Origin of the sequence: Streptobacillus canis (assembly GCF_009733925.1) — a bacterium.
GTDB classification, from domain to species: Bacteria; Fusobacteriota; Fusobacteriia; order Fusobacteriales; family Leptotrichiaceae; genus Streptobacillus; species Streptobacillus canis.
The window spans coordinates 118401-138568 of sequence record NZ_WOEI01000001.1 but is presented as its reverse complement, the minus strand read 5'-3'; the positions used below and the strand labels follow the sequence as shown (position 1 = coordinate 138568).

Annotated in this window: 29 protein-coding genes; 4 read left to right on the top strand and 25 right to left on the bottom strand. The window is 26.0% G+C overall.

Features of this window, described 5'->3' with window-relative positions:
• Window positions 1-56: 56 nt before the first annotated feature.
• From GM111_RS00795 to GM111_RS00710, 18 genes are all read right to left on the bottom strand, one after another.
• On the bottom strand, window positions 57-518 hold the full coding sequence (locus GM111_RS00795; protein ID WP_156298992.1) for a hypothetical protein: 462 nt from the start codon (window positions 516-518) through the stop codon (window positions 57-59).
• A gap of 9 nt (window positions 519-527) precedes the next feature.
• Entirely contained in the window at window positions 528-1100 is a 573-nt protein-coding gene (locus GM111_RS00790; RefSeq protein ID WP_197034420.1) for a BspA family leucine-rich repeat surface protein, read from the bottom strand.
• 25 nt (window positions 1101-1125) lie between these two features.
• Window positions 1126-1899, bottom strand: coding sequence for a DNA adenine methylase (locus GM111_RS00785; RefSeq protein ID WP_156298990.1), 774 nt, complete (start codon window positions 1897-1899; stop codon window positions 1126-1128).
• 35 nt (window positions 1900-1934) lie between these two features.
• On the bottom strand, window positions 1935-2399 hold the full coding sequence (locus GM111_RS00780) for a hypothetical protein (RefSeq protein ID WP_156298989.1): 465 nt from the start codon (window positions 2397-2399) through the stop codon (window positions 1935-1937).
• Window positions 2400-2416: 17 nt separating this feature from the next.
• Window positions 2417-2893 carry a hypothetical protein gene (locus GM111_RS00775; protein WP_156298988.1) on the bottom strand — a complete coding sequence of 159 codons (477 nt, stop codon included), beginning with the start codon at window positions 2891-2893 and terminating at the stop codon, window positions 2417-2419.
• A 1-nt stretch (window position 2894) separates the two neighbouring features.
• Complete coding sequence (locus GM111_RS00770) at window positions 2895-3164, bottom strand: hypothetical protein (RefSeq protein ID WP_156298987.1); 270 nt, start codon at window positions 3162-3164, stop codon at window positions 2895-2897.
• Window positions 3164-3364, bottom strand: coding sequence for a hypothetical protein (locus GM111_RS00765; protein ID WP_156298986.1), 201 nt, complete (start codon window positions 3362-3364; stop codon window positions 3164-3166). The genes GM111_RS00770 and GM111_RS00765 overlap by 1 nt, the downstream gene beginning before the upstream one ends.
• Window positions 3365-3373: 9 nt before the next feature.
• Window positions 3374-3739, bottom strand: coding sequence for a RusA family crossover junction endodeoxyribonuclease (locus GM111_RS00760; RefSeq protein ID WP_156298985.1), 366 nt, complete (start codon window positions 3737-3739; stop codon window positions 3374-3376).
• Window positions 3732-4304 carry a hypothetical protein gene (locus tag GM111_RS00755; RefSeq protein ID WP_156298984.1) on the bottom strand — a complete coding sequence of 191 codons (573 nt, stop codon included), beginning with the start codon at window positions 4302-4304 and terminating at the stop codon, window positions 3732-3734. The genes GM111_RS00760 and GM111_RS00755 overlap by 8 nt, the downstream gene beginning before the upstream one ends.
• A 268-nt stretch (window positions 4305-4572) precedes the next feature.
• Window positions 4573-4872: a hypothetical protein gene (locus GM111_RS00750; RefSeq protein WP_156298983.1), complete on the bottom strand. Its 300-nt coding sequence runs from the start codon at window positions 4870-4872 to the stop codon at window positions 4573-4575.
• A gap of 33 nt (window positions 4873-4905) precedes the next feature.
• On the bottom strand, window positions 4906-5292 hold the full coding sequence (locus GM111_RS00745) for a single-stranded DNA-binding protein (protein ID WP_156298982.1): 387 nt from the start codon (window positions 5290-5292) through the stop codon (window positions 4906-4908).
• A complete protein-coding gene (recT, locus tag GM111_RS00740; protein ID WP_156298981.1) occupies window positions 5292-6125 on the bottom strand; it encodes a recombination protein RecT in 834 nt (277 codons plus the stop codon). Before recT ends, GM111_RS00745 begins: the two co-directional genes overlap by 1 nt.
• A gap of 4 nt (window positions 6126-6129) precedes the next feature.
• Window positions 6130-7146 (bottom strand): YqaJ viral recombinase family nuclease, encoded by a 1017-nt coding sequence (locus GM111_RS00735; RefSeq protein ID WP_156298980.1) that lies wholly within the window; start codon window positions 7144-7146, stop codon window positions 6130-6132.
• A 1-nt stretch (window position 7147) separates the two neighbouring features.
• The gene (locus tag GM111_RS00730; RefSeq protein WP_156298979.1) at window positions 7148-7369 is read right to left on the bottom strand and encodes a hypothetical protein; all 222 of its coding nucleotides are present in this window, start codon (window positions 7367-7369) and stop codon (window positions 7148-7150) included.
• Window positions 7370-7455: 86 nt separating this feature from the next.
• On the bottom strand, window positions 7456-8418 hold the full coding sequence (locus tag GM111_RS00725; RefSeq protein ID WP_231479742.1) for an N-6 DNA methylase: 963 nt from the start codon (window positions 8416-8418) through the stop codon (window positions 7456-7458).
• Window positions 8402-8911: a restriction endonuclease subunit S domain-containing protein gene (locus GM111_RS00720; RefSeq protein ID WP_156298978.1), complete on the bottom strand. Its 510-nt coding sequence runs from the start codon at window positions 8909-8911 to the stop codon at window positions 8402-8404. Before GM111_RS00720 ends, GM111_RS00725 begins: the two co-directional genes overlap by 17 nt.
• Window positions 8912-9071: 160 nt before the next feature.
• Window positions 9072-9257, bottom strand: a complete 186-nt coding sequence (locus GM111_RS00715) for a hypothetical protein (RefSeq protein ID WP_156298977.1) — start codon at window positions 9255-9257, stop codon at window positions 9072-9074.
• Window positions 9258-9274: 17 nt separating this feature from the next.
• A complete protein-coding gene (locus tag GM111_RS00710; RefSeq protein ID WP_156298976.1) occupies window positions 9275-9526 on the bottom strand; it encodes a hypothetical protein in 252 nt (83 codons plus the stop codon).
• Between the two features lie 88 nt (window positions 9527-9614).
• On the opposite strand from GM111_RS00710, the gene GM111_RS00705 reads away from it, so the two are divergent.
• Window positions 9615-10118, top strand: a complete 504-nt coding sequence (locus GM111_RS00705) for a hypothetical protein (RefSeq protein WP_156298975.1) — start codon at window positions 9615-9617, stop codon at window positions 10116-10118.
• Between the two features lie 81 nt (window positions 10119-10199).
• On the opposite strand, the gene GM111_RS00700 is transcribed toward GM111_RS00705, so the two are convergent.
• Window positions 10200-10979 (bottom strand): phage antirepressor KilAC domain-containing protein, encoded by a 780-nt coding sequence (locus GM111_RS00700; protein WP_156298974.1) that lies wholly within the window; start codon window positions 10977-10979, stop codon window positions 10200-10202.
• A gap of 19 nt (window positions 10980-10998) precedes the next feature.
• Window positions 10999-11214, bottom strand: a complete 216-nt coding sequence (locus GM111_RS00695; protein ID WP_156298973.1) for a helix-turn-helix domain-containing protein — start codon at window positions 11212-11214, stop codon at window positions 10999-11001.
• A gap of 152 nt (window positions 11215-11366) precedes the next feature.
• On the opposite strand from GM111_RS00695, the gene GM111_RS00690 reads away from it, so the two are divergent.
• The 3 genes from GM111_RS00690 (at window position 11367) to GM111_RS00680 (ending at window position 13789) form a co-directional block, all read left to right on the top strand.
• A complete protein-coding gene (locus tag GM111_RS00690; protein WP_156298972.1) occupies window positions 11367-11810 on the top strand; it encodes a helix-turn-helix domain-containing protein in 444 nt (147 codons plus the stop codon).
• A 162-nt stretch (window positions 11811-11972) separates the two neighbouring features.
• Entirely contained in the window at window positions 11973-12599 is a 627-nt protein-coding gene (locus GM111_RS00685; RefSeq protein ID WP_156298971.1) for a potassium channel family protein, read from the top strand.
• Window positions 12600-12730: 131 nt separating this feature from the next.
• Window positions 12731-13789 carry a site-specific integrase gene (locus GM111_RS00680; protein WP_156298970.1) on the top strand — a complete coding sequence of 353 codons (1059 nt, stop codon included), beginning with the start codon at window positions 12731-12733 and terminating at the stop codon, window positions 13787-13789.
• Window positions 13790-13890: 101 nt separating this feature from the next.
• Here the strand turns inward: GM111_RS00680 and GM111_RS00675 are convergent, their stop codons facing one another.
• From GM111_RS00675 to GM111_RS00655, 5 genes are all read right to left on the bottom strand, one after another.
• Complete coding sequence (locus tag GM111_RS00675; RefSeq protein ID WP_156298969.1) at window positions 13891-15888, bottom strand: transglycosylase domain-containing protein; 1998 nt, start codon at window positions 15886-15888, stop codon at window positions 13891-13893.
• Entirely contained in the window at window positions 15872-16933 is a 1062-nt protein-coding gene (gene rlmN / locus GM111_RS00670) for a 23S rRNA (adenine(2503)-C(2))-methyltransferase RlmN (RefSeq protein WP_156298968.1), read from the bottom strand. Before rlmN ends, GM111_RS00675 begins: the two co-directional genes overlap by 17 nt.
• A gap of 7 nt (window positions 16934-16940) precedes the next feature.
• On the bottom strand, window positions 16941-17636 hold the full coding sequence (gene rph / locus GM111_RS00665; protein ID WP_156298967.1) for a ribonuclease PH: 696 nt from the start codon (window positions 17634-17636) through the stop codon (window positions 16941-16943).
• A 65-nt stretch (window positions 17637-17701) separates the two neighbouring features.
• Window positions 17702-18763 (bottom strand): PALP domain-containing protein, encoded by a 1062-nt coding sequence (locus GM111_RS00660; RefSeq protein WP_156298966.1) that lies wholly within the window; start codon window positions 18761-18763, stop codon window positions 17702-17704.
• Between the two features lies 1 nt (window position 18764).
• Window positions 18765-20165: an ATP-binding protein gene (locus GM111_RS00655; protein ID WP_156298965.1), complete on the bottom strand. Its 1401-nt coding sequence runs from the start codon at window positions 20163-20165 to the stop codon at window positions 18765-18767.
• Window positions 20166-20168: the final 3 nt, after the last annotated feature.

The following is a 20168-nucleotide window of genomic DNA, read 5'->3' as shown; positions in this document are numbered from 1 at the left end:
TTTTAATCAATTTCAGCCTTAACTTTTCTTAACTTTTCTTAACTTTTCTTAACTTTTTAAAATGCTTCAATATATAGTTTTATATCTTCTTTTAGTTCTAAACTTTTTAAAAAATTATTTTTAAAACAATCATTTTCATTTAAAAACTCACATAAATTATAAAACATCAATATTTTACTAGTTTTTAACATAAGCCACGTTTCATAAACCGTACCTTTTTCTACACCATCTTTACTAATGGGAACATTATAGTATGTTCCATATTTATTTTTAGTCGGTCTTAAATGAATATCATTTTTTATATTTGGAACTATTACTTTTTCGTTAAATTCTTTTAAATTTTTAATTTCGATTTTATCAATACAATATTCGTTATCCTCTAAATATTCTTTATCAATTAGATTTTCACTTATTAAGTATTCATACAGACTATCTGGATAGTCGTTATTTCCAAATAATTGATAATCCCCTATATCTACCCCATCTCTTTCTACATTAAGGTATATTCTATAACTCATTGCATACTCCTAATTCTTTATTCTTTTTAAAGTTTCGTCATCTATGATAATATTTTTATTTAATTTCCACTCACTAATATCACCATTAAACTCTGAGCCATTGAACATACAATACATATTTTTAACACTAGATACAACCCACTTGCTAATATCATCATTAAAGTATGAATTTTCAAACATATGGCTCATATCTTCAACATTAGATATATTCCATTTACTCACATCTCTATTAAATGAAGATTCTTTAAACATAGCATACATATCTTTAACATTTGATACATTCCAATTACTAATATCTTGATTAAACTCACAACATTTGAACATATAGCTCATATTTTCAACATTTGATACATTCCACTTAGATATGTCGTGATTAAATCCACTAAATGCAAACATTCCACACATATCAGTTACATTACTCACATTCCAATTTTCTATACCAGTGAAATCTTCCCTAACTGTATCAAAAAATAGGTCAGTCATATCTGTAACATTAGATACATCTATATCCCCTAAATTAATATCTAAATCATCTACTAATTTTTCTAATTCTTCTTTAGTTTTCGGTATGTATTTTTCCATAGTTTTCTCCATTCTCTAAATTTTCTTAATCTTTAATTTCATAACCAATTTTTCTCAAATTATCTTTATGTATAAATAAGTTCTCCGTGTACGATTTAATTTTACTAGCATCAACACAGTTATTTAAACGACTTTTAAAACCCGTTTCCCATATACTTATAAAATTTTCAGGGGCTTTGTACTCACTAATTAAAACAATGAAATCTTTTGATAATGTTTCCACCAAATCCCAAAATTTTACATTATCAAATTTGTTATGATAACCAATTACATCACTATACGGCGGGTCTATATAAAAAAGTGTATTTTTATCAAATTTTGAAAAATCTATATCAAATATATCGTTATATTCAAGTTTAACCTCTTTTAATTTATTTGATTGATTTAATAGATTATTATATCTTTCAAGTTGCATATTTCTAATCTTTCCTTTATCTTTTAAAAAACCAATGTATGCTTCAAACCACATACTCCCAAAAGAACATAAAAAAGCACAATATGCTACAAACCAATCTTCAAAATGTTCTTTATTATACTTAACTTTTAAATACTCGTCTTTTTCAATAAACCTAAATTCAAGTTCATTTCTTTTTACTTTCTCTAATAAACTAATTAAATATTTATTATTATCTATAGCCATCTTATTTTTAACATCTATATCATATTTTGGATTGGCAACAATATTACAACCCCCAGAACATAAATCTACAAATGTTGTTATATTATTATTTTTTATGATTTTATTTATTATGGGAATTATAAACTTTGCATATCTATTTTTGCTACCTTGATAAACCATTTTTATCTCTCCATTCTTTAATTTTTTTTAGCCTTTTAAAATGCTTCTAATATATATTCAAGCATATCTTTTAGCTTTGTTAGCTTATTTTTCATTTCTTCATCAGCAAGACTATCTAAATCAAAATACAATACATTACAAATTCCTTGAAGTGTTAAAATATCATTTTTTAATTCATCTCTATCAACTCCTGAATTTCCAATCTTTTCTGTTCCATATTTTTCGTTTAATTGGTCTACTTTTTTTTGCAACAACGGTACGTCAACGTTTAAAATTTTGTTGGGTTCGTTATCAGAAGTTTCCCATCTTCCTAAAAGTCCTAACACTGGTTCTTCTTTCTCTTCAATCATGAATAAGGGACTCAAAGTACTATATACTCCCAATTCTTCATCTTCAAATATTCCCCTAGGTAAAACTTCCTCATTTTGATGTGTTATATACCACACACTCCACTCTTCATTTATTTCAACTATTTTTAATTCTAATACTTTTTCTTTCATTTTCTTTTCTCCACTCTTTAAATTTTTTTAGCCTTTTCAAATGCTTCTAATATGTATTCAAGCTCATCTTTTATACCTGATAGTTTCTCTTTCGTTTCTTTATCGGTAAAGCTATTCAAATTAAACGAGAATACATTGAATACTCTTTGAAGTCTTAAAACGTTAGAATTTAATTTGTCTCTATCAACCATTGAATTTTCAGTCTTTATCCCATATTTTTCATTGATTTCGTCTACTTTTTTTATCAGTATAGGTAAATATTTGTTTTCAAGTATTTTAGGAGTTATATCATAGTGAATTGCTTTCCCTTTGATATTCAATATCCAACCTTCCTTTTCATCCTCAAAAATTGTAGGTTGCATAAAACTGTATACGCCTAATTCATCATCTTTAAACTCCCCTCTAGGAAACACCCACTCGTTTTGATATGTTATCCACCAAACTGAATATTCTTGGTTTATTTTTTTAATTTCTATTTCTAATACTTTTTCCATTTTATTCCTCCTCATAAATTTCTAAAAATGTTTTACCATCAATCGCAACACTTGGACTCATAACTCTGCTTGATATAAAGTCTTCTAGATTTGACCTAAGAAATCCTGTAGAAACTCTATATTCTATATTTTCTCCTACTATTCTATATCTAACTGAATATTTCATTTTAGGATTATGTCTACTTAAAAAATCTAATTGCTCCCCATTTAATATTAATTCTTTTATTTTCTTAATTACCTTGGCTCTCTTTTTTCTTTCAACGTTTTTCATTATTCCTCCCCTTCTTCATCTCCGTATTGATTTCTCCAACTAGCTATATTCTTCAAATTACTCGATTTGTTCCTACAAGCTAAACATGTATAAACTATCTTATTCTCTTTTTTAAGTGTTATCTTATTAACTATTGGATCTATTTCTTCATATGTAGCCTTAACTATAATATTGTTGTCACATCGTTTACATTTCCACATTTTTTCTCCTTATTCTACCCAAATCTCAACACCTGGATTTTTCTTATCATATTCATAATTGTCAAATATCGGAATTATATTATCTGCATTATCATCATCTATCCAACCATGTTTAGTCATTAAATCACATGGTAATTGAACTGCATTATGATAATCAAATTTCCTTTTACTATCTCTAATAAATTTAAAATGTATTTTTAGCGGTATTTGTTTATTGCCTACCATTTTAAGAAAATCACTTTTTTTGTACTTCCATTGGATTTCATATTCTTTCAAATATTTTCTTACTGTTTTACTCGATATTAAACAATTTCCAGTCCATTGTTTTGAATTTTTACTGCTAGGAACATTTCCTTTTATAAAGATTTTATCCATTCTTACTTTCCAGCCTTTCTTGATATTTAGTAGTCCATAGTTTAATTCTTTCTTTATCTCCAATTTCTATTACATGATTAGATTCTATATTTCCAATTAATAATGGTATATCAACATTCTTAATATTAGAGTAAACATTAACCATATTTCTTAATTTTGAATTTAATAGAATTTCTAGCTTATCACTATCCATTTGACCTAATCTCTTTAATCCACCTAATTTATCTACTATCACATGAACTATTGGATTATCAGAAACATAAGCTATTGTTGTGTTTTTAGTCATTTGTTTTATTTGGAAATATACCTCATGGTAAATTTGCTCATCTTTTATTATTTTTTTATTTTCTATAATCTTTCTAATTTCTCCTGGTAACGGAAGTTTAGAATAAGAATTATTTTTTAAATAATCTTCTATTCCTACAGTGTATTCTTCATTTTCTAGATCATTAAGTAAGTAATAATATGCTTTTAGCTGTTCTTCAGTAAATTTCTTATTTAAGACTATTTCTAAAAGTTGAATTCCTCGTAAAAATATTTCTTTTTTTAACTTGATTTTATGCATTTTTCTCCTTTCAGAAGATTTAAAGAAAAATGTTGTGTGTTTTGTTAAAATTTTTTAACCCTATATATATTATTATAGTATTATTTATTATTTACACACACATATATTATTCTTTTATTTATTATATTCTTTTCTTTATGTATTCTATATAATTAATTCTATGTTATTACTATTTATATTATTACTATCTATATTAGGGGTTGCTTTTTCCAACCTACTCTAAGTTGCTTTTTCCCATCTAGTGTAGGTTGCTTTTTCCAACCCACTCTTATTTTTCTAACCAATAATATTTACTAGCTTTTCCTTTTTTTCTAATTACTTTTATTATCCCTATTTCTTCCAACTTTTTAATTGAATCTGTAATATCTATTAAATAATTAGTGGTAAGTACTTTTTTTAATTCTTCTCTTGTAACAATAAAATATTTTTCTTTATTTTCATCTTCTAGCTTAGTAATACTTGCTCTTTTTAACATAAATAAGTAAATTTTCACTGTATTATAGTTTATTTGGTTAGATAATATAGCATTGTATATTTTGTTACTAACCTTATAAAATTTACTTGCCAATTATCTAACCTCTCTTTCTTTTAAATTACTTACCTAAAATGGAAAATCATCCTCTTCTTCCATTACTTCTACTTTAACTGCCTTTGAATTATTATTTGGTTGATTATTATTTTCATCATTTTTATATTCTATAAATTCAATTGAACCTACTAATATATCAGTTGAATATCTTTTTTCTCCACCCTTTTCATAACTACTTACTGATAATCTTCCTGTAACTAGTATTCTTTGTCCTTTAGTGAAATACTGTGCTATTAATTCTGCTCTTTTTTCCCAAGCAACACAATTAATAAAATCTACTTCATCCTTATCATTGTCTCTTCTAACTGCAATTGAAAATCTTAAATAAGCTTTACCTGTTCCTGTATATTGAACTTCTGGGTCTCTTGTAAGTCTTCCTAATAATGATACATAATTCATTATTCATTTACCCCCTCTTCGATTATTTCTCCAGTAGTTTCATCTATTATTTCCACTTCTTCAATTTCCATAGGATCTAAAATTTCATTGCCTATATTTGATTTTTCTATATTTTCTTTTTTAATTTCATAAGTTTTTTCATCTTTGGATGCACTTTCTAAAAATTCAACTGAAACAGGTAAATATTTTAGTAACTTTTTAATTACTGTTTTCTTTGCCATTTCATTAAAATCAGTTTTCCAAGGACTTGAAGAGCTATTAGCAGCTTTACTAAATTTATCTCTATGTTTTTCTATTTCTTCTTTAGTCATATATTCAAAAGAAACTGCACCATCTTTAAGTTTAGCTACAGCATAGTATCCTATTTCTTTTCCTCTATCCTTGAAATTAGGTATATGCACTACATTTCTTTCTATACCAAATGTAATTTCAAACTTATCGTTTTCATATACTGGATAAGCATATATATCACTTAACTGCCCACTTCTTCTTAATAGCTCAATTAAACCTTTGTACCCTATTTGAAATTGCACTTGATTTCCGTAAGGTATTAAATATGCTTGCCCTAGTATTCCAGGCTCTAATCCTAATTGTGCCGAAGTCATTAATGCTCCTAATAAACTAGCTTGCTCACATTTAGCTAGTTTTGGATTTTGTCTTATGCTAGTTAAAGCTATTCTTACAAATCTATCGCTATTAACATGTTTAGGTAATGCTACTTCGAATTGCCCTTTCATGCTTTGAATAACATCATAAATTGTTTTAGGCTTATCTTTCTTTGCTATCTCTTGTTTTGTATTATTAGTTATTAATCCACTTTTTACTGTTTCCATAATTTTATTCTCCTATTCTTTCTATTTTTAAAAAGTTCACTTGATATGGAACTTTATATTTATCTTCTATTTCTTTATACTGTGTTATCATTTCTTGATAATCTTTTTTAAATTTAGGGTCTATTTTAGTTCTATTTTGTGTTACTAACTTAACTTTAAAATTATCTCCTACCATTAAATTGGTTTCATTTTCTATTATTTCATTCATTAAATCTTGTTCAATAGACTTCACTTTTTTTTCTAAATCCTTAATGCTTCCTTTTAATATTTCTAAATGTTTGATTTTGTCTTCTTGTTCTTCATCTATTTCAATTCTATTTTCAAAAGTTTCATACTTACTTAGCAATTCTTTTTGATATTCACTATATGCATCACTTCCATCTGGTGCTGGTAGTCTTTTAGGAATTATATATGTTTCCCAGAAATCTTTAGCAGCCAGTTTAATCATTTCTATCTCCCCTACATTTCTTTCAATGTAGAATTCTTTATAGTCGTTACCTCCAATTAAAACAGCTATAACAGCATACTCAAAACCAGTAACTGCCATATAATGCATTACTTGAGCATAATAACTCGTTGGAACCTTACCATCTTTCCACTCTTTTGCTGTGAAAATATTTGCAGTTTTAATTTCTAACACTCCAAATTTTTTAGTTTGTTTGTTATAGATTATGCCGTCCAAATTAGCACGTAGATGCTCAAATTTTAATGAAAATGGTGCAAGGTATACATCATATACCCCCTTGTTCTTTTCTTCAAAATATGAACGTATAACAGGCTCTAATTGACGTCCCCATTCCATTGAAGAGTTATCTTCTACTTTTTTACCTTCAACTTTATCTAAATAGACATCTACTAAGGATCTATATTTATTCACTCCTAATATCGCTCCTATATCACTTCCTCCAACTCCCTTTTTCCTTAATTCAAGCCAGTCTTCTTCAACGCTGTAATCAAGTATTTCAGTTTTTTTATTTTCTAATATTTCATGTATTTGACCCACTAATAAACTTACTGCCATATTATCTCTCGCTTTCTTTTTTAAATTTTTTAACTAATTCTATAAATATATCTTTTAAATTTTCATTACTATATCCGTAGAAAAAATCAGATTTATTATCATAAAATATAGTCATATTCCATACTATAAATCCTTTTTTTATAAATGGAACAAAATCTGTTATACTATCCATTTCTATAGTTACTAACTTACCTTCTTTATTCTTTAATTTTAATGTTTTCATTTTTCCTCTTGATTATTATTTAAACTAAGTATATAATTTGATTAAGTATAAACTTTTAGAGTATAGTTGCCAGCTATGCTCTTTTTTTATTCAAACAAACTGTATTGTTTACTAATTTTGATTTTATTTTCATTTTTTAGATTTTCATATCTCCTTTCAGCATTTTTTATTATTTCTTTTAGATCCTTTAAAAGCTTTGAAAAATTGATATTAGATTGAAAGTTTTCTATCATTAATAAGTCTATTTCTAAAGAATTTCTCACGTGTTTTAAAAAATGCTCGTGTGCCTCTCTATTTACTTTATCTATATCTATTACTTCTACTTCCCTAGGAACAACAGCACAAGCCCATTTTAAATGCGTTTCTAAATTTTCTACAATTTCTATTAACACTTTTGACTGCTTACAATCATATACTTCCTTATGTACTTCTGGAGTTTTCTTTTCTCTATCTATAACTACAAATATAACTGGTATGGTTGTATCATCAAATGCATTTTCTATCATGTTTAATTCTTGTAAGTTATTTCCTATTATCTCTCTAAACTTAGCTTCACTATTCCTATAAGATACCCCAGGAAACAAAATATAAAATCCATATCTTTTAGTATATTTTAAAGATTTTAAAACAAATATATCATCAACTACTCCTGACTTCTTCCAAGGAAATTCTTTAGTTATATTCTCTTGTTCTTCAATAGATAATTCTTTAAATTTCAATGAGAATGGTGAGTTCATAACTACGGCGTCAACTAATATGTCTTTGTTGTAATTAAAGAAACTACCGATTTCTATATCTGAATTCTTATAATTTTCTTTAGCTGCTATAACTGATTTTTCTTGAATATCTATCCCATAAAGCATTGACAGATTAATATATTGTTCTAATTGGCCCGAGCCAATAGCTCCGTCAAAAATTATCAAAGGTTCATCACCTAAATATTTCTTAACTTTATCGGCCATATATAATCTTAGATTTTGCCCAGTGATATATTCTGCTACCTTTTTGGCTTCCTTTCTGTTATTATGTTCTTTAAACTCCATTGTCATCCCTTTCAAAACTAAATAATTCTCCTCTATAAAACTCATATATCTTGTCGAAGAGGTTTATTTTATTATTTAAAGTGTCGATTTCTCTTTTACCTTTTTCGTATTTTTCAACAATCATTTTTTGCATTTCTATAGTTGGAAGTAATAACTTTAATCCTAAAATATCATCCACTTTAATTCTCAATGTATTTGTTCCAGTGACTAACAATTCTACATCTTTTCTAAAAGTAGAATTGTAATTCATATATAAAGATATATATCTTAAATCAACTAAATCTTTAAATTCTTCTTTCAAACTTAATATTGCTCCATGTCCTGCTATAGCCACTTCATCATTACCATAGTAATATAAAGTTTTTCCGATATGTTCTATACTAAAATCCTCAAGATTCATAAAAATATCTAAAGGTTTAATTTTATTGCTGTTTGAAAATTTTTCATAATTAACTTTAAATACAATATCTTTTGTATAACTATCATATACTCTGGACACATTTCCAGTACTTAAACATGAATATCCTTCATTTAATAAGTCCTGTTTATTCCAAGGTGCTTTTTAGTATTTGACTTTATGTCAAATAAAATGCATAAATATATTTCACTGTATCCATATACATCTAGCATTACTTCTAACGCGTTTTTAAAAGCATTATCTATTTCCATATTCTTTCCAACACTTCTTCCCAGTAGCTACCTAAAGTCATTATCCCAAATGATAAGATTATCCAACCTATTATAAATAGAAAGAACCAATTATCCATCTCATTATCTCCTAGTCCTCCAGTGCAAAAAAACATTAAGAAACCTATAATTTCTAATGCGTTTCCTATTTTTTTCATAAATTGTTCCTCCTTTCTTAAATAAATTCTCCACTTAATCCGAAATATTCCCAGTACCATTTAAGTGAGGTACGACCTCTTCCGAAGACTGTATAGTCTTTCTTGTATTTCTTTCCACAACTCTTATTAATTTCTCTAATAAGTGTTATCGCCTTACTCTCGCTGCATTGGTTGTGTTCCATTATGAATACCTTGTCTATTAAGTCGTCTAACATATATTCTTTATTTCCAACGGATTTCCACTTTATTTCTAAACATGTTTTAAGCATTTAACTCACTTCCTTATCTATTTCCTTTTTATTTTCTTTATTTTTAAGGTATAATATATTAAATAAAAACATTTAAAGGAGCATACTTATGAATTTAATTAACAATATCATTGATTTTCTTACATCCAAAAACATTTTAGTCTTAAACACCTTACTTACTTTTTTATTATTTATAAAAAATGGTAAAGATATTTATTTAGATTTACGTGGTTTAGAAATAAAAGATTTAAAAGCAATTTATTGCGATAAGACGTTAATAATCACTTTCAAATTACTTAATTTATCAAGTAAACCACTACATTTTACAGAATATAAATTCAATAATATTAAAGCTACCTCTTTAAATAATGATGATTTTTTCTACCAACCTAATAATAAAAAATTTTTTATCGACACTATTAAAAAAAACTATTCTACCAAAGAGTACAAACTATTTTTCTCACCTATGAGTCCAACTGTTATCAACCCTGGGAACAACGTATATTTCCACTTTGTATTTAATGAACTTGATAAAAATAATATCCCCAAAGAATTATTTTTAGACTTAGGATTAAAAACAAAGAAAATAAAGATTTCTTATATTTCCTATTAGCTATTTTTAATTCTGTGATAATCAGGTAGGTTGTTATTATTGTATCCATCATAAACATAAATTCCATCACTTGTGTCATTTTTAACCTACCTCTTTATCCATATTAGCCTTATAACCTAAACTTTTCAGTATCTCATGTATCATTAATCTACCCTTTTGTGTCCAAACTGTTTCTATCACAGTTTTATCTTCTCTTACTTTAAATGTATTTGATTTTGTATATCCTTTATTCATGTGTTTGATATATAAAATCCATTGACCGTTTACTTTCCTAATTATTCCTTCTTCCGATAATATTTTATTTAAAGCTTGTGCTGATAGACCATAATCGCCTGCTATTTGTGTAATTTTCATAGTGTCCTCGCTTGCTAAGATACAATCTAAATAATCTTTAGCAGGTTCTAATTCACCTATCAATTGATTTTTTATTTCTATTTCGCCTTCTAAGTTCTTATTTATTAAAAGTAACTCTTCCTTTTCCTCTTCTTGTTTAATTAATTGCAATAACGCTTCCTTGTATGTCCCAGGCAATGAAAATTGATTTTTTAGTGCATTTTCTAATTTCTCAATATACTCTATAACCATCTTCCTAACTTTTTTATTTTCTCTAACTAAGACCTGTTTAGCTTGGTTGAATGTAAGAATAAACATTGGTTGTTCCCTATTCCAACTATCTTTGTAGTAGGTCGGCGAAAATTTTCCCTCACCTATTTCTTCTTCAAATTCATCTCTAATTACTTTCAACAAATCCTTATGCTGTAATTCATTTTTACCTTCCACTTCTTCTCTAAACTGATTTATTTTTTCTAACAATTCTAAGCTTGTTATATTTTCTCTTTTTTCATTTAACGTTAGTTCCATTCTTACTCCTTTTCCCTTCTTATGCAACAAAATTGGTAAAAAAAATTTCAACAAACCTTTCTTTATCGTTTATTTTGAATAATTTTATCATGGTATCTATATCTTTAGTGTTAAATCCATCACTATTCAAACGAGCGTAAAAGGTCGCCTTAGATATATTTAAAATTTTAGCTACTTGCGGTATAGAAAGTCCATTTTCCATTATTATAGCTTTGAGTTTATTTTTATTTATCATAAATTTTCACCTCCTTTTTCCCTTTACATGCAACTAATATATCATAGAAAATTTCCCTTGTCAAGAAAAAAATATATTTTTTTTAACCACACGATAAAAAAAATTTGACTGGTATGCAACTTTTTTGATATAATCATATTGAGGTGAATGATATGACAAGAGGTGAAAGAATTAGAAATAGAAGACTTGAAATGAATTATACGTTGGAAAAATTAGCTAATCTAATGAATATAAGTAAGTCGAATTTACAAAGATATGAAAAGGACGAAATAAACATTCCTATGGATAAGATAGAAAAACTATCTAAGTATTTAAATGTTTCTCCAGCATATTTTTTTGAGCAAGCTTTTATCGATGACTCTAAAATAAATTACTGCTCAATAGATGATGTATCTGATGAAGAATTCTATTTAGTTGAGCATAAAGGCAAGATGATAAAATTCTATATTAAAGAATTAAGTCCAGAAGAAAGAATTGAACTTACCAATAATAAAAAAGGCGCTCTAGCTTTTAATGATAAAGTTTCAGAAGAAGATATGAATCTTTTAGAAAATATATTGAGTGAAATGTATTTAAAAAATAAGTTAGGAAAATAAATTAATATATAGGATGAAACAATGAAAAATACAACCATAAAACATTACGAAAAAGTTAGTTTCTTACTAGCTCTAATGACCATATTTATAAACTTATTGGATATATTGGAATATATTAATTTAGATAACTCTAATCTACTCTATCTTGATAATTTCATATAAATATACTTTATACTTGAATATGCAATTAGGTTACATTATTCAGATAACAAAAAAGAATTTATAAGAAACAATAAATTAGATTTAATTGCTATTATACCGTTTAATTCTTTATTCAAGGTATTTAGGTTATTTAAAATATTTAGAATTTTAAAGGTTACTAAATTATTGAAAGCGTCTAAAATGATTAAAATTTTTAGTTTTTATAGCAAAATTAGATACAAGATTCATAAATTCCTGTACACTAATAATTTAATATATTCATTATATGTATCTATATTTTTAATTACCATAGGGGCGTTAGGAATTTATCTTTTAGAAAAAGGAACTACAGTAAATACTTTTGCCGATTCTCTTTGGTGGGCATTTGTGACTGCGACCACGGTCGGATATGGCGACGTTTCTCCATCTACAATACCAGGTAGAATAGTTGCCGCCATATTAATGCTTACGGGAATAGGTACTATCGGATTACTAACTGCTACATTTGCTACCTTTTTCATTAAAGAAAATGAACCTATTGAAACAGGGGAATTAGAGAAATATATTAGAAATAGTAATGAACTATTGAATAACGAAAAAGATGAAATAATAGACTATATTAACTATTTAAAATCGAAAAGAAAATAAAAAGCACCCCACTCGCCAAAGTTAAAGGTGCTATTAGATATCAAACTTTATAAAAACAATACAATAAGTATTGCCTTTTGTAGTATTATAGCATTAAACGTGGCATTTGGCAATACTAGAAAGGAATAAATATGGCTATAACTAAACAAAAAAATGGAACCTGGCAAGCTGATTTCTCATACGATGATTATTATGGTAAAAGAGTTAGAAAAAAGACTGCCGGCTTTAAAACTAAAAAAGAAGCCCAGGAATATATAAATAATTTTACTATAAAAAAAGAAGGGAAAGCTGATATTTTATTAAAAAACTTAGCTGAGGAATTTGTAGAATATAAAAAACCTTTTGTAAAAGTTAGTACTTATAACGGCTATCTGAGTAGGCTAAAGTTAATTAAAAATGGTCCGTTAGCTGAACTAAGACTGAATGAACTTGAAAGAAAACATTGTGTAAAATTTGTAGAAAGTTTTTTGAATACACCTCATATAGCTAAAAGGGCAAAAATTTTCATTTCTTTAATGCTTTCTTATGCTGAGATACATTATAATTATAGCAACAAAAACATCATTAATTTCAAGCTAAATTTTAAAATAAAAGAAAAATTACAAGATGAAGAAATTACCGAATTACACGTTTGGTCCGTTGAAGAATTTGAGAAATTTGTTAATCATTTAAAAGAAGGTTTAACGGCTAGTAAAAAAAGAACTTTAGCATATTTCAATTTATTATTTTATACTGGTGCTCGTCCTAGTGAAATATGCGGTTTAAAAATAGACGATATAGATCTAGAAAATAAAAAAATAAAAATAAGCAAAACTAGAATTTCTAGAGACAATGACAACTCACCTAAAACTAAAAGCAGCTTCAGAACTGTTAGCGTTCCTGATAAAGTTATTAATTATTTAAAAGAATATTTAGACTCTATTCATATCATTAAAAAAGAATATTTATTTGCTACTAGAGTTATTTATAATAGAATTCTTTTAAGAATGATAAAAAGGTTCGAACTTAAACCTATTACATTGCACGGTTTTAGACACTCACACGCAAGTCTATTAGTTAAGAAAAGTATACCTATTACTGATATATCAAAGAGGTTAGGACACGCTAACCCTGGCATAACTTTAAAAACATATTCTCATTTTTACGACGACAAAAAAGACGAGATATTAGATTTGTTAAATGAAATATAAAAAGCACCTGGTTAAAAAACTAGGTGCTAATTTTTCGAAAAAAAAGGGAAGAAATAGGGAAGAATTATTCTAAATTAATTTTCCCCGTTCTCTCTAACCCTCTAAAATTCTTCATATACTATATTTTCTAATTCTACAGGTTCTGTTCCTGAAATAAATAAGGCTTCCCTTGAGTTTACTCCATCACTGTCAAGTAATCCACTTCTTAAATCAATTACTCTCTTAACTAATCTTTCTTCTGCAATTCCATCTTTAATAAATTCAAATCTACCTATATCAAAGTTTCCTAAGTTTACTACTGCTTGCATATAATTTTTCCAAATTGGTAAAGCTGCACTAGCTCCACTCATTCCACGTCCCATTGATTTATTATCATCATTTCCAACATAAACTACAGTAACTAAAGTAGGTGTATATCCAGTAAACCATGCAGAAACATAATCACTTGTTGTTCCTGTTTTACCAGCTACAGGAACTGTTTTACCTTTAGCATAAACTTGGGCACCTTTACTTCCTCCATATTTAACTACTGACTCCATCATATGAGTAATTAAAGCTGCATATTCAGGTTCTAACACTTTTTCTTTTGTCGTATCAGCTTCATATACAACGTCTCCAAATCTATTTTCAATTTTGTATATGAATTGTAGTTCTACTTTACTACCTCCATTAGCAATTATTGCATACGCTTTAGCCATATCAATAGGAGATAAAGTTATAGATCCTAATGCTGAAGTTAAATCTTGTGGTATATCTTCTTTAGAGAATCCAAAACTTTCCCATAGTTCATTTAACTTCTTAACTCCTACTAAATCTAATGATTTAACTGCAACAACGTTATCAGAAATTTCTAATGCTTTAAGTGTAGTTAAATTATTTCTAAATTTACCATCATAGTTTCTTGGAGACCATTTACCAAAGCTACTAGGAGAATCTTCAAGTGTTGTTGCCATAGTATAATTATCTAAAAATGAAGCTAAATATACAAACGGTTTAAATGATGATCCTGGTTGTCTTTTAGCATTTAAAGCTCTATTAAAATCACCTTTTTGATATTTTTTACCTCCAACCATTGCTTTAACAAATCCATTTGAAGGATCTATAGAAATAAGTGCTGCTTCTAAGTCTTTTCTGTTTCTTAAGTTACTATTACTTGCAAAAGCTTTATATGCAGCTTTCTGCATGTTTATATCAACAGTTGCATAAATTTTATATCCATTAAATAATAATTTTTCATCTTCTTCTGTTTCAATATTTAATATTTTCTTTACTTCATTAATTACAGTTGTAGTGAATTCTGGTGAAATGTTAGATTTAGAAATTTTTTCATCATCAGATAAATTCTTATTATCTAAATCAACAAAAGTAATTTTTTCTTCTTTAGCTTTTTCATACTCTTCTTCAGTTATAACACCATTTTTATACATTAAGTTTAAAACAACTTTTTGTCTTTCTAATGCATGTTCTAATTTTGAATATTTAGCTGGTGATTTAGGTATTGAAGCTAAAATTGCTGCTTCAGCTACAGTTAAATCTGCAGGTAATTTACCAAAATAATTTTTTGCTGCATTTTTAATACCGTAAGAACTTCTACCAAAATTTATAGTATTTAAATATAATTCTAGTATTTCATCCTTAGTATATTTTCTTTCCATTCTTGTTGCAAGAACTGCTTCAACTATTTTTCTTTTTAATGATCTATCTGGTGTAAGGAAAATAGTTTTTATTAATTGTTGTGTAATAGTTGAACCACCTTCACGCCCAGTTCCAGTTACATTTAGAATTAATGCTTTAGTCAATCTTATATAATCTAAACCATTATGACTTCTAAATCTTTTATCTTCAACTGAAATAAAAGCATCTTGAACCATTTTTGGTATTTCATTTATACTAATTGGATCTCTTCTCTCAATAGTAATTAAATCTATTTGATTACCATTAATATCATAAATAGTTGACGGTATTAATGGTTTATAATTTTCAATTAATTCTGGTGGATAACTTTTATTAACTTCATAAACTACATACGAAATACCTAAAAAACCTATAATAAATAGACTCGCAATAAAAATTGAAAGATACTTAATTAGTTTCTTCATCTTTAATCTCCTCTTTCTTTACTTTAAGCTGTCCACATGCAGCTTGAATATCATCACCCTTAGTTTCTCTTAGAGTAACATTTAATTTGTGTGAAAGTAAATAATTATAAAAATCTTTTTGTTTTTGAATACTAGGTGTCTTATAAGGTTTACCAACAACCTTATTATACGGTATTAAATTTACTAAATGATTAAATGACTTCATAAATTTAACAAGAGCTACACCATCTTCTTTTTCACAATTGAAATCATCTATTAATATATATTCAAAAGTTATTCTATTCTTAGTTTTATCTTGATAATTTATTAATGCCTCTTTTAACTTTTCTAATGGATTAATTTTATTAATAGGCATTAATTCACTTCTTTTTGTATCATTTACACTATGTAATGAAATTGCTAATCCAACTTGTTTTTGATCTTCTGTGAATTTTTCAATTTCTTTTATTAATCCAGAAGTCGATACAGTAAAATTTCTTTTTGAAAAATCTTGTCCTTCTTTAGAATTTAACATGTTAATAGATTTATTTACAGCATCATAATTTAAGAATGGCTCACCCATCCCCATATAAACAACATTAGAAATTTTATCATTTTTCTCTTTCAAAAAATTTTGTAAGTAATAAAATTGCATTAATATTTCTGATGCTTTTAAGTTTTTTTCAAATTTCATCATCCCTGTAGCACAGAAATCACATTTTAAAGGACAGCCTACCTGAGATGAAACACAAATACTATATCTATTTTTATACTTTAATAAAACAGATTCTATTAATCTTTTTCCCGGTAAAGAGAATAAAAATTTAACAGTTTCTTTATCTTTTGATACTTGATGTGTAACATACTTTAAAGTCCCAATTTCAAATTTTTCTTTTAAAAGTTCTCTTGTTTCTTTTGAAATATTTGAAAATTCATCAAAATCAAAAACCAATTTTTTATGTAACCATTGATATACTTGTAAGGCATTAAATTTCTTTAACCCCATTTCTAAAAATATTTTTTCTAATTCATCTAGAGATAAATCTAGAATATCAATTTTTTCCATTTTTCTCCTATAATTTAAATAATTTTTCAAATCCTAAACTTGCAAGTTCTAAAAACTTATCTAGCTCTTGTTTTGTAAATGTTGCATCTTCTCCAGTACCTTGAATTTCAATAAATTCACCCTTACTATTCATTACAATATTCATGTCAACTTCAGCTTGTGAATCTTCTGAATACTCTAAATCAAGTAATAACTCATTAGAAACTTTACCAACACTTATAGCTGCAACTTTTGCTTTAATTGGGTTTTCAGATAATAAACCATGTGATATTAGTTTGTTGATTGCAATTTCCATTGCTAAATACCCTCCTGTAATTGATGCTGTTCTTGTACCACCATCAGCTTGAATTACATCACAATCAACCATTATAGTTCTTTCACCTAATTTTTTTAAATCTATCGCTGCCCTTAATGATCTTCCAATCAATCTTTGTATCTCCATTGTTCTACCACTTAATTTCCCAGCGCTTGATTCCCTTTTATTTCTTGTATTTGTTGCTCTTGGCAACATAGAATATTCAGCTGTAACCCAACCTTGTCCTAAATTTTTTAGAAAAGGAGGTACTTTCTCTTCAACAGTTACATTACAAATAACTTTAGTATTTCCAAACTCTATTAAAACAGAACCTTCAGGATAAGTTATATATCCTTTTGTTATTTTTATCTCCCTTAATTCATTATTTTTTCTATTATTATTTCTCATTATTTACCTCTTTTTTTTTATTATTATATCATAGTTACTATTAAAATACAATTTTGAAAACGCTTCTAAACTGTGTATAATCCGTTTTCTATATTATATTTTTCTTTCAAATATTCTAAAAATTGTTTACCTACAAAATCAATTGGTTCATGATATAATATATCGACAATTTTTTTATCCAATAATGTTACAGAAATTACTTTCCTTATTTTATCAACATTTTCTTTATTAACTCCATTAATTGCAATTCCTTTAGTTTCTCTGTTATTAATATTTTTAGATAAAACTAAAAATATTTCTGAATTATCAATATTAGTAATTTTGTCAAGTATCTCAAGTTGATTTTTTCCATAAACATAAATATCTAACATATTTTCATATGGTATAATATCTAATAAAACATTTTCTTCAAAAATATTTGAAATCTTTGATATAGTGTCATCTTGTAAACTCTCAATATATATCTTAATATTATATATATTTTTATCATTATCAATTTTATTTAATTTAAAGTCAACTATACCTTCATCATCATTTTTAATATTTTCAAGCATTGCTAAAACATCAATATCTTTTTCAATTTTAAAATCCAAAATAAAATATGAATATCTATCATCATCAAGAGATGTTGGGATATAATTATAAGCTTTACCAAATTCTCTTAATCTTGCTAATATATTACGTCTCGAAAGATAAAAATATGGAACTTTTTTATCTAATGTGAAGTTTATATAATAATAATCTTTATTCTTATTTATACTTTCAAATTCGTTCCTTAAATTCTCAATATTTAACTGTAATTTTTCCTTAGTTTCTCTAATCCTATTGTGATCTCCAGCATAATAAAGGTTGTATAATGCCTCAAAATTTAATAAAGTTTCAAATATAATATATTTGAAAATAAAAAATTGATAAGGATATCTTTCAATATATGCAAATATTTTTTTTAGTGTTGAAACAATATCTATATCTTCTGTATTTCCTATAAAATATATATTATTTTCAACTTCATTAATTATTTTAGTAAGATATACAAATTCTTCTTCTCTTGGAGTCTGTATTTGTAATAAGATTTTTTCTATTTCATTTATTTTCTCTAAACTACTCTTTATAAACTTAATATCCATATTAACCTTTCAACATTTCTATTATACTTTCTATATTTAAAATTTTTGCTTTTTTAACTGATTTTAAAAGTACTTCTCCCATATAAATTTTTGATTTCTCATTTTTATTGAAGAAAATATCTTCAAAATAGTGTTTTTTATTTACATCAATTACTGTATACTTATTATTTGTTTTAACTAAAAGTCCTAAACGATCTACATCTTCATTCTCAATCGGTAATTTAATATATTCAATATTATTATTTTTATACATATAATAGTTATAACCATTTATATTGCTAATATTTTCTTTATTAAAATCAAAAGAATCAACGACATATTCTGTATTAATTACATATGTTTTATTATGTTCACCAAAAACTAAACCATAAATAAATAATATTTTAAATGGTATGTTTATTACATAACTTATAATATCCTCTTTATAACCTAAAGAAATGTTCCCATTTAATTCTTCTACTGTATTATTAAATTTAATAAAATTCATAATTTTTTCTTTATCATCTAATTCTTCTAATGCATTAACATAGTTTTTATTAAAAACAGTTGCTAATATTTCTTTTTCAGTATATCTATCATGTCCATTTAAGATATTTGCTTTTAAAGCATTATTATATATTGAATTTATATCAATTTTACATCCTTTTTCTACAATCTCAATAATCAAATTGTATTTTTCTTGTTTTAAGTTAAGCTCTAAGATAAATCTTTTATCTTCATCAATATTTCTATTTTTTCCTTCAGAAAAAGTTAATATTGAATTATGTAATACATCAATTAAAGGCTCTTTTATTTTAGCAAACATTGTTTTATCAATTTTAATATCATTATGATTAATATTTAGTTCAACATTTAATCCAAGTAAAGAAACATATTCTTTAATTATTTTTTCAATATTATACATCTCTTTTTTTATATCAATTATTCTAAGTGAAAACGTTGCTCTTTTTAAATCATACTTTAAACTTGAAAGTAATTTTAATTCTTTTAAAAAATCATTTTTCTTAGAATTATCAATATGTTTTGTATATTTATTTAAATTTTTTCTAATAAAATACATTTCATCTATTTTTTCAATTATTTCATTTAATTGATCTATAGAAATATTTATATTATCTGTTTCTTGATTGCTCACATTTGATCTAAATTTTGTAAACTTAATCTCGTCAAAAGATTCTAGTTCTGCTTTAATAAACTTATCAAAAGATATAACTTCATATTTAATATATGATGCTAATTTAAATGGATTAAAATGTTCTATTGTAACATTTTCATCAAAAATATAATCTCTTTTTACTATATTACATTTTTCATGTATAAATTCATCTATTTCTTTATACCTAATATTTTCTAAATTTATATCTTCATTAAAAAATACCTCTACAATAAAATTTCCACTCATTAT